The organism is Micromonospora palythoicola (genome assembly GCF_036689795.1).
GTDB classification, from domain to species: Bacteria; Actinomycetota; Actinomycetes; order Mycobacteriales; family Micromonosporaceae; genus Micromonospora; species Micromonospora palythoicola.
Genome location: NZ_JBAGKI010000014.1, coordinates 96,519 through 107,360, shown reverse-complemented (window position 1 = coordinate 107,360; position 10,842 = coordinate 96,519). Strand labels below are relative to the sequence as shown.

At 71.9% G+C, this 10,842-nt stretch carries 7 protein-coding genes; 6 read left to right on the top strand and 1 reads right to left on the bottom strand.

From position 1 onward, the window contains the following. Nucleotides 1-370: 370 nt before the first annotated feature. A complete protein-coding gene (locus V5O40_RS09180; RefSeq protein WP_332905076.1) occupies nt 371-2,044 on the top strand; it encodes a right-handed parallel beta-helix repeat-containing protein in 1,674 nt (557 codons plus the stop codon). Nucleotides 2,045-2,052: 8 nt separating this feature from the next. On the opposite strand, the gene V5O40_RS09175 is transcribed toward V5O40_RS09180, so the two are convergent. After that, nucleotides 2,053-2,241 (bottom strand): hypothetical protein, encoded by a 189-nt coding sequence (locus V5O40_RS09175; protein ID WP_269742497.1) that lies wholly within the window; start codon nt 2,239-2,241, stop codon nt 2,053-2,055. A 19-nt stretch (nt 2,242-2,260) separates the two neighbouring features. Between V5O40_RS09175 and V5O40_RS09170 the strand changes: the two genes are divergently transcribed. From V5O40_RS09170 to pulA, 5 genes are all read left to right on the top strand, one after another. Further along, a complete protein-coding gene (locus V5O40_RS09170) occupies nt 2,261-2,920 on the top strand; it encodes a hypothetical protein (protein ID WP_281603512.1) in 660 nt (219 codons plus the stop codon). 37 nt (nt 2,921-2,957) lie between these two features. Next, the gene (locus V5O40_RS09165) at nt 2,958-3,347 is read left to right on the top strand and encodes a hypothetical protein (protein ID WP_164448257.1); all 390 of its coding nucleotides are present in this window, start codon (nt 2,958-2,960) and stop codon (nt 3,345-3,347) included. Between the two features lie 155 nt (nt 3,348-3,502). Then, nucleotides 3,503-4,354, top strand: coding sequence for a hypothetical protein (locus V5O40_RS09160; protein WP_332905075.1), 852 nt, complete (start codon nt 3,503-3,505; stop codon nt 4,352-4,354). A 79-nt stretch (nt 4,355-4,433) separates the two neighbouring features. Then, nucleotides 4,434-5,129, top strand: coding sequence for a cellulose-binding protein (locus V5O40_RS09155; RefSeq protein ID WP_332905074.1), 696 nt, complete (start codon nt 4,434-4,436; stop codon nt 5,127-5,129). Nucleotides 5,130-5,261: 132 nt separating this feature from the next. Next, on the top strand, nt 5,262-10,754 hold the full coding sequence (gene pulA / locus V5O40_RS09150; protein ID WP_332905073.1) for a pullulanase-type alpha-1,6-glucosidase: 5,493 nt from the start codon (nt 5,262-5,264) through the stop codon (nt 10,752-10,754). Nucleotides 10,755-10,842: the final 88 nt, after the last annotated feature.

Genomic DNA, 10,842 nt, shown 5'->3' with positions numbered 1-10,842 from the left:
ATGTAACGCCGGGCGGGCCGGGTGCATTCCGGGACCTCGCGGGGAGGCTGGCTGCCCTGGCGGTGTCCGGGGGATGTAACGCCCGACGGTGGGGGGTCATTCCGACCCGTCGGGGGTGGCGCTCGGGGGCGCTCGTGGTTACGCCATGTACAACCACCGGACCGGGCCCCCGATTCCGCCGAGGGCGTGAGCCGGGTCACCACAAAGTTCGTCATACCGGACATCGGGTCGATCGTCGCCCCGTCGCCGGGCCCCTGCCTGCGCGAGCCGAGGCCCGCGGTGGGCAGGGCAGGGTTGGCGGGGCGTTTCTCGGGCCGGGGAAGGGGGAAGCGGCGGCCGGGCAGCAGGTCACGACCGAGGGGAGAGGTCCGTGCGGCAGCAGGACCGGTCCATCGCCATCCGCGAGCGCCTGTCACCGGTCGCCGGGGCGCCGCTGTGGTGCGACGCGCTTGATTTCGGACTTCGGGGCGATGGCGTGACAAACGACCAGCCCGCGCTGTCTGCCCTGGTCGACCGCTTGGGCGAGGGGTACGCCGCCGACAGCCGGGCGCGGGTCATCTACTGCCCGCCGGGCATCTACTCGATCCGGGACGCGGGCACGATCTGGCGCAGCGGGGTGTCGCTGATCGGTGCGGGGCCCGGTGCCACCCGGTTCGTGCTCAGCAACGAGGGCAACCGGGCAGACCCGACACCACTGGCCTTCTGGACCACCGTGCAGCACGGTGCCGACCGGGACCGGCACATCGCCGACTGCACCTTCGCCGACTTCGAGATCGACGGCTCCGGCGTGGCCATGGCCGAGTACAGCTACCTGGCCAAGGGGCTCGGCCTGCAGTACGTGGTGCGGGGCGTCTTCCGGAATCTCTACATCCACCACACCGGCGCCACCGGACTCGGTTGCGACTTCCTGCAGGACAGCCTTATCGACGGCGTGGTGGTGGTCGGGTGCGGGCGGTTGGACACCGGTGAGGAGATGGGCGGCGCGGGCATCGGCATCGGCATCGGCGGCTGGGGTGCGGTGGAGCGTTGCACCATCAGCAACTGCACCACCCTGGGCAACGGCACCAACGGGATCTTCCTCGAACTGCAGAAGCCGTACTGGACGCCGCCGCGCGGCTACCGCATCATCGGCTGTCACAGCCAGGCCAACCGGTTCGGCATCTCGGACTGGGGTGCCGACGGCCTGATCGTCTCGGCCTGCACGATCACCGGAAACCTGGAGGCCGGCTTCGACGTCTCCGCCAACGGCACGGCCGGCATCGCCGGTCGGGGTGGCATTCTCACCGACTGCGTGATCGACCGCAATGTCCGCGACGGGATCAGCATGGGCAACACCCCGGGGTCGTACACGATCCGGGGCAATCGGATCAGCGGCAACGGCTGGTACGGGTACCACCAGCACAGCCTGGGCAACGGCTATGAGGGCCCGGCGTCGGACGTGGTGATCGACAACAACGAGTTCTGGGACAACGGTCTGGACGGGATCCGGGTGGACCGGCCGATGGTCGACGCGACGGTGACGAACAACCGGATCCGGAGCAACGGGCGGCAGTGCGCCCCGGCGGCCACCGGCTCCGGGGAGTCGGTGCGGTACGGCCGGCGTGCCGTCTCCGACCGGGCGGCGGCGTGGTCGGTCGACGGGCACCGCGGCAAGCTGCTCCGGGTGGGGTCCCGACTGGCCCTTGTGGTCGGCAACACCGAGATGGAGCTGGAGCTGGCCGACCTGCGACCGGACGCGGCGATCGCCTGGAACGAGGACGTGCCGCCACCCGGTGCGCGCTACGACCTGCCGCCGGCGGCACCGGCACGGGCCGGAATCACGGTGAACGCCCACTTCGAGTCCGCAACGCTGCGCGGCAACCGGATCTGGGACAACCGCGACGACCCGACGCAGAGTTACGGCATCTGGATCAGCGATCAGGGCGCGTGTGTCTCCTGCCGGGTCGAGGACAACGACCTCGCCGGCAACACCGAGGGAGCGCTGCGGCTGGACACCCAACCGGTCGGCGGCCGCTGGGACCGCAACCACGTCGACGTGGACTGAGGGACGCCTCAGCCGTCCTCGTCGGCCGGGGCGGCCGAGCTGGCCTCCGCGTGCCGGTCGCGCAGCCGGGCCCGGATCTCCTCCGGGGTGTACGCGCGTCGCCGTCGTTCCGCTCGGGCGATCACCACGCCGGAGGCCGCGACACCGGCCAGTCCGGCCAACCCGAGGACCTTCCACCACCGCATCCGTTGCCGCATCGGCTTAGGGTAGTCCCCTATGAGCATCAGCCTGGACGAGGCGGTGGAGCTGACCCGTACCGGCGATCTGTGGGTCTTCCGTGGCCGGAGCGTGCCCGACCGGGCCATCCAGTTGACCACCAACAGCCCGGTCAACCACGTCGGCATGGCGGTGGTGCTGGACGACATGCCGCCACTGATGTGGCACGCCGAGCTGGGCCGGTCGCTGCCGGACCTGTGGACCGGCACGCACCAACGTGGTGTGCAGCTGCACGACCTGCGCGACGCGGTCTGCGTCTGGGGCAACCGGTACGGACAGCGTGGCTGGCTGCGCCAGCTCGAGCCGCCGGCGGACGCGGAGATGGAGCGGTCGGTGCTGCGGACCATCGCCCGGCTGGATGGCACACCGTTTCCGTCCACCGCCCAGTTGGCCTGGCGGTGGTTGCGGGGCCGGGTGCCGTCACCGCGGTTGCCGCTGCCGGCGGCGCGGCGGCGCGGCCCGGCGGCGCGGGACCTGGCGCTGGAGACCGCGTACTGTGCCGAGGTCGTCGCGGTCACCTACGAGGCGATGGGTCTGCTGCCGGTCGGGCGGCGACCGAGCTGGTACGACCCGGGCCGGTTCTGGAGCGGGGACGACCTGGGCCTGCACGGTGGTGCCCGGCTGGGCAGCGAGATCGAGGTGCGGATCCCGCCGCGTTGAGGTTTCGGCGAGCCGCGCTGCGGCAATTGCTTGCGACGTGACTGCTTCCACCGATCTCGACCTGCTCACCGACTTCTTCGACCGGTACGGGGTGGCGCTGACCGTCGGTGACGTGCCGGCGATCGCCGGCTGTTACGCCCTGCCGGGGCTGGTGGTGGCCGACACCTACAGCTTCTCGTTCAACTCCCCGGCCGCCGTGGCGCTGTCCTTCGTGGGTGCCGCGCCGGACTACACCGAGCGCGAACTGGTCGCGGCGCACGCCGACATCGAGCAGGTGCAGCAGATCTCCGCGCTGCTCGTGGAGGTGGCGGTGCGGTGGGAGTTCCTGGACAGTCAGGGCCGGCAGGTGCCCGGCGAACGGTACCGCTACCTGCTGCGCAGCACCGAGCAGGGATTGGCCATCTGCACCGTCGTGCGGACGGGCTGAGCCGCCGGGACGACCGTGGCCGCCGACCGGCCAGGTACGCGACGTCGATGCGTCCGGTCCGTCGGCCGGGTCGGACGGCTTCGGCACCTGCCCGTTCCGCGCCCCGGGTCGGCGTGACTAGGCTGGCCCGTCGGCGACGACGAGTGGGGACCTCAATGTCAGTGCGGCCGTCCGGTGATGACGCCAACGACGATGCCACCGGTGACGGGTACGGCGACGACAACCGTGCCGGCACCGGTGACCGGCACGGCGACGCCACCGGTGACCGGAACGGCGACGCCACCGGCGACGGTGACGCACCCGGTGGAAACGCGCTGTCCAGGATGATCGCCTCCGCGCCCTGGGTGGTGGTGCTGGTCGGCGTCGCGGTCCTGGCGGTGCTGCTGGTGGTGGCGCTGCTGGCGTTCCGTGGCCCCGAACGTCCGTCGGCCTGGTCGCCGGGCCCCCCGATGAGCCTGCCGACAGCCGGGCCGGGCGGCGAGTCGACGCCCACGGCACCGTCGACCGCCTCGACCGGTCCGTCCGCCCCGGCCACCGCGACGGCCTCGGCGAGCCCGACCGGCTCACCCACCCGGTCCGGGGCGCCGGAGCCGCCGACCGACCCGTCGCGTACCGGAGCGGCCACCCAGCCGGACGCCAGCCGGTCGCCGAGTGCGTCGGCGCCGGCGGTGCCGGCCGACGAGGGTGGGACGGTCACCGCCAGCTACCGGGTGCAGGACAGCGACGCGGACCACTTCGAGGCGCAGTTGGTGGTCCGCAACGGCACCAGCCGGTCGGACGACTGGCAGGTGGAGTTGCGCTTCGCCGGCGGCGTCACCGGCGTCCGCGCCTCCAGCGGCCCGGGGGTGTCGGTCACCATCAGGGGCAGCGGCTGGTACCTGCTCAGCGGCACCGGTCAGCTCGCCGCCGGCGCCCAGCAGTCGGTGCAACTGCGGTTCACCCGTAACGGGGGCGGGGAGTACCCGACACAGTGCACGGTGAATGGTTCCGGCTGTGGGATGGGTTAGGACAGTTCATGATTCGTCGGGCACTTTCCGGCGCGGCTGAAGATCGTTACGCTTGCCGGGCTGCCCGCTGAGGAGAGACATGTCCGGTACGCGTCGCGCTCCCCGTCAGTTCCCGCCGCACGGCTCCGCCGCCGTGGCTTCCTCGCCGTGGATCCTGGTGTCGGTCGGGGTCGTCATCATGGTGGTGCTGCTCGTCATCGCGGTCGGCGCGTACCGGGGTCCCGGGCCGGACTTCCAGCCGGGGCCACCGGGACAGCCACCGGTCGCCGCCGCGCCGATACCCGAACGGGCCTCCTCGTCAGGGCGGGAGGTGTCGACACCACCGTCGCTCGCGGTGCCGGGGCTGTCCCCGCGCCGGACCGATCCACCGAGCCCCACCCCCAGCGCCTCCCGTACGACCTCCGCACCGCCATCGGTGGCACCCTCCCGTACGACGGTGTCACCGGCACCGTCGCCCGCGCCGATCGACGCCCGCTACCGGGTCTTGCACACGTTCCATGGCGGCTTCATCGCCGAGGTGTCGATCCGCAACACCTCCCCCCGCGACCTGGACTGGGTGGCGCGGGTGGACTATCCGGGCGGGCGGGTGGTGACCGCCTGGCTGGAGGGCGTGCCGCAGGGAACGTTCAGCGGTACCGGCGGGACGCTGACCTACCGCAGCGGGCCGGACCTGGACGGCTGGTCGTCGGTGTACCTGCGCTTCCACATCGAGTCGGCCGATCCCCGTCCGGCGAGTTGCAGCGTCTCCGGGCGCACCTGCCGCAGTCGTCGTTAGCTCGCGCGCACGGGTGACGGTTCCCGTCTTGCGCAAGTGTCTGCTTTGTTGCGGGTCTGTTTGCAAGGTATTGCAGAATCTTTCGGCAAGGGCTAGCGTGCGGGCCAATCAGCGACCAGAGGAAGGCCGTCGATGAAACCCCCGCCGACACCGCGAAAAATCCTGCTCGCCCTCGTCTTCCTGCTCACCGTCACCCTGGTCGGCACGCCCGTCGCGGTGACCCCCGCCGCCGCGACCGGACGGCCCGCCGGCATCGGGGCACCGAGCGCCACCGGAGCCGTCACCTGGCACCGGGAACCCTCCGCCACGGCCCTGCTCGCGGCCGGCCGCAACCAGGCGAAGGCCGAGCAGTTCTACTTCGTACTGCCGGACCGGTTCGCCAACGGCGATCCGCGCAACGACCGCGGCGGCCTGACCGGCGACCGGCTGCGCACCGGGTACGACCCCACGGACAAGGGGTTCTACCAGGGCGGCGACCTCAAGGGACTGACCGAGCGACTCGACTACATCGACGGGTTGGGCACCACCGCCATCTGGCTCGCCCCGGTGTTCCAGAACCGACCGGTGCAGGGGGCGGGCGACGACGTGTCGGCCGGCTACCACGGCTACTGGATCACCGACTTCACCCAGGTCGACCCGCACTTCGGCAGCCCCGCGGACCTGAAGAAGCTGGTCCAGCTCGCGCACCGGCGCGGCATCAAGGTCTACCTCGACGTCATCGTCAACCACACCGCCGACGTCATCGCCTACGAGGAGGACACGTACACCTACGTCGACAAGGCGACCGCACCCTACCGCGACGCGCAGGGCCGACCGTTCGAGGACCGCAACTACGCCGACGGCAGCCGCGACTTCCCGAAGGTCGACGGCGACTCGTTCCCGTACACCCCGACCTTCGAGACCCGGGCCGACGCGAAGGTCAAGGTCCCGGCGTGGTTGAACGACCCCACCATGTACCACAACCGCGGTGACTCCACCTTCGCCGGAGAGAACAGCGAGTACGGCGACTTCTTCGGTCTCGACGACCTGTGGACCGAGCGGCCCGAGGTGGTCCGTGGCATGACGAAGATCTACGCTGACTGGGTGCGGGCCACCGGTGTCGACGGCTTCCGGCTGGACACGGTCAAGCACGTCAACATGGACTTCTGGCCCCAGTTCAGCCAGGGGGTGCAGCAGGCGGCGGCCCGCGCCGGCAAGCAGGACTTCTTCATGTTCGGCGAGGTGTACAGCGCGGACCCGGAGATCGCCTCCAGCTACGTGCGACAGGGCGGGCTGCCCGCCACGTTGGACTTCGGCTTCCAGGAGGCCGCGCGCGGTTACACCGCGAACGACGGATCGGCCCGGACGCTGGCCGACCTGTACGCCCGCGACGACCTCTACGCCGCCCGGGACACCCACGCCGGGCGACTCACCACCTTCCTCGGCAACCACGACATGGGCCGGATCGGCTCGTTCATCGCCAACGGTCCCACCGACCCGGCCAGCCACCTCCGTCGGGACCAGCTCGCTCACGAGCTGATGTTCCTCACCCGGGGCCAGCCGGTGATCTACTCCGGTGACGAGCAGGGCTTCACCGGCGCCGGCGGGGACAAGGACGCCCGGCAGCCGATGTTCGCCTCGCGCACCCCGGACTACCTCGACGACGACCTGCTCGGCACCGACCGCACCCACGCGGTCGACCAGTTCGACCCGACGCACCCGCTCTACCGCACCATCGCCGAGCTGGGCCGGTTGCGCCAGGCCCACCCGGCCCTGCGCGACGGCGTGCAGGTCACCCGGTACGCGGCCGACGGACCGGGGGTCTTCGCCTTCTCCCGGTTCGACCCGGACGACCGCACCGAGTACCTGGTCGCGGTCAACAACGCCACGAGTGCGCAGACCGTCACCGTGGACACCTGGTCGGCCGGTGCCACCTTCACCGGCATCCACGGTGCCACCGCCCGGCCGGTGGCCGCGGGCGACGGCAAGCTGACCCTGACCGTGCCGCCCCTGTCGGCGGTGGTGCACCGGGCCGGCAAGCCGGTCGCGCTGCCCGACGCCAGGCCGGGCATCACCATCACCGCTCCCGCCGGGGCACCGGCCACCCGGGCCGAGGTGACCGCCCAGGTGACCGGCGACCCGCTGGCGCGCGTCGCGATGGCCGTCCGGGTGGCCGGCGGCAAGTGGACGCTGCTCGGCTCCGCCCAGCGTGCGCCCTACACCGTGCACCACGACCTGACCGGTCTGGCCGCCGGCACCAGGATCGAGTACAAGGCGGTGGTCCGCGACGGTCGGGGCCGCACCGCCGCCGCCCGCTCCACCACCACCGTCGGCACCCCGGATCTGCCCGGCTCGTCCCGGGACTGGCTGGTGGTCCATCACCAGCGCCCCGACGGCGACTACGCCGACTGGGGGCTGTACGCCTGGGGTGACATCGACCCGGAGTACGCCACCGAGTGGCCGCAGGGACAGCCGTTCGCCGGCACCGACGCGTACGGACGGTTCGCCTGGGTCAAGCTCAAGCCCGGCGCGAAGACCGTCGGTTTCCTGGTGGTCGACGCCGACGGCAACAAGGACGTCGACAACGACCGGACCGTCGACGTGACCCGCACCGGCGAGGTCTGGGTCAAGCAGGGCGACCCGGCGACGTACCAGACCCGGGAGGAGGCCGCCGGAGAACCCGCCCCGCCGGTCGAGGAGGGCGTGGCGGTCATCCACTACCACCGCCCCGACGGCGATTACGACGGCTGGGGCCTGCACCTGTGGGACGGCGCCGCCACCCCCACCGACTGGGCGAAGCCGATGCCGCCGACCCGGATCGACTCCTTCGGCGCCGAGTTCCGGGTGCCGCTGGCCGAGGGCGCGACCGGGCTCAGCTACATCGTCCATCGCGGCGACGAGAAGGATCTGCCGCAGGACCAGCGGCTCGACTTCGCCGACGCCGGCCGCGAGGTCTGGTTGCTCGCCGCGACACCGGGCCGGCTGCTGCCGGCGACGGCCACCGGTAGCAGCCGGGACACCGACATCGGCAAGCAGTGGGCGCACTGGATCGACAGGTCCACCGTCGCCTGGCGCACCGGCCCCACCGACGGTCGGGCGTACGCCCTGGTGACCGCGCCGACCGGCGGGGTGAGCGTGGTGGACGGCGAGCTGGTCGGGACGTACACCTCGCTGCCGTTGACCGCGCGGCGCAACGGGCTCACCGAGGCCCAGCGCGCGGCCTTCCCGCACCTGTGGGACCACCGGGCCCTCACCCTGGACCGGCGGGACCTGGCCAAGGTGCCGGCGGCGCTGCGCGGGCAGCTGCTGGTGACCGAGCGGGCCGCCGACGGCACCCTGCTCGCTGCCACCGGCGTGCAGATTCCCGGCGTGCTCGATGACGTGTACGCGCCGGCCACCGCCGCCCGACTCGGCGCCACGTTCGCCGGTGGCGTACCGACCCTGTCGGTCTGGGCGCCCACGGCCCGGACGGTGTCGCTGGAGCTGTACGACTCGCCGACCGCGACCGCGCGGCCGGTGACGATGCGCCGCGACGACCGCACCGGCGTCTGGTCGGTACGCGGGCAGCGGTCCTGGAGCGGCAAGTACTACCGCTACCGGGTGCAGGCGTGGCAGCCGGCCACCCAGCAGATGGTCACCGCCTCGGTCACCGACCCGTACTCGGTGGCGCTGGCGGCGGACTCCACGCACAGCCAGATCGTCGACCTGGCCGACCCGGGACTCGCCCCGGCAGGCTGGGCGCGGCTGCGCAAGCCGGCCGCGGTGCCCCCGGCCAAGGTGCAGATCACCGAGCTGTCGGTGCGGGACTTCTCCGTCGCCGACGACACCGTGCCGCCGCAGCGGCGGGGCACCTTCCTCGCCTTCACCGACCCGGCCACCGCCGGCATGCGCCACCTGAAGGCGATAGGCGACGCCGGGGTGACCCACCTGCACCTGCTGCCGGCGTTCGACTTCGCCACCATTCCCGAACGTCGGGCCGACCAGCGACAGCCGGACTGTGACCTGGCCGCCCTGCCACCGGACTCGGAGCGTCAGCAGGAGTGCGTCGCCGCGGTGAAGGAGACCGACGGCTACAACTGGGGATACGACCCGCTGCACTACACCGTCCCCGAGGGCGGGTACGCGGTCGACCCGGAGGGCGCCCGGCGCACCACCGAGTTCCGGCAGATGGTGGCCGGTGTCAACGACGCCGGCCTGCGGGTGGTCATGGACGTGGTCTACAACCACACCTCGGCCGCCGGCACCGACCCCAAGTCGGTGCTGGACCAGATCGTCCCCGGCTACTACCACCGGCTGCTCGACGACGGCACGGTGGCCACCTCCACCTGCTGCGCGAACACCGCACCCGAGCACGCCATGATGGGCAAGCTGGTGGTGGACTCGCTTGTCACCTGGGCGAAGGCGTACAAGGTGGACGGTTTCCGGTTCGACCTGATGGGCCACCACCCGAAGGCGAACATCCTGGCCGTACGCAAGGCGCTGGACAGGCTGACGGTGGCCCGCGACGGGGTGGACGGGAAGAACATCCTGCTCTACGGCGAGGGATGGAACTTCGGCGAGGTGGCCGACGACGCCCGATTCGTGCAGGCCACCCAGGCCAACATGGCCGGTACCGGGATCGGCACGTTCAACGACCGGCTGCGCGACGCGGTACGCGGCGGCGGCCCGTTCGACGACAACCCACGCCGGCAGGGCTTCGCCTCCGGGCTGTTCACCGACCCCAACGGCGACCCGGTCAACGGCTCGACCGCGGAGCAGCGGGCCCGGCTGCTGCTCCAGCACGACCTGGTGAAGGTGGGGCTGACCGGCAACCTGCGCGGCTACCGGTTCGTCGACTCGGCGGGCCGGCAGGTCACCGGGGCCGACGTGGACTACAACGGCTCGCCGGCCGGCTACACCGACGCGCCCGGGGAGGCGGTCACCTACGTCGACGCGCACGACAACGAGATCCTGTACGACGCGTTGGCGTACAAGCTGCCGCAGGCCACCTCGGCCGCCGATCGGGCGCGGATGCAGGTGCTGGCACTGAGCACCGTGGTGATGGGTCAGGGCACCGGCTTCGTCACCACCGGCACCGAGCGGCTGCGGTCGAAGTCGCTGGACCGCAACTCGTACAACTCGGGGGACTGGTTCAACCAGATCCGGTGGGACTGCGCCGACGGCAACGGTTTCGGTATCGGGTTGCCCCCGGCCGAGGACAACCGGGACAAGTGGCCGTACGCGAAGCCGTTGCTGACCGACCCGAAGTTGGTGCCGGACTGCGCGGCGGTCGAGCTGACCGACGCCCGCTACGCCGAGCTGCTGCGGATCCGGGCCTCGTCGCCGGTCTTCGGTCTGCCCACCGCGAAGGAGGTGCAGCGGCGGGTCGCCTTCCCGCTGTCCGGTGCGGACGAGACCCCGGGCGTGCTCACCATGACCCTCGACGCCCGTGGGCTCGGCGGGAAGTGGAAGTCGGTGACGGTCGTCTTCAACGCCACCCCGCAGGCCGCCACCCAGCGGGTGACCGGGTTGCGCGGGGCGGACGTGGCGCTGCACCCGGTGCTGCGCTCCTCGGCCGACCCGGTGCTGCGTACCGCGGGCTTCGACCGGTCCAGCGGCACGTTCACCGTACCGGGGCGCAGCGTGGCGGTCTTCGTGCAGCGGTAGTGCCGCGTCGGTGACACGCCTCGGCCCCGCCGGTCCGATCCTGCTGGATCGTCCCGGCGGGGCCGAGGTCCGGTCACCTCGGTCCGGC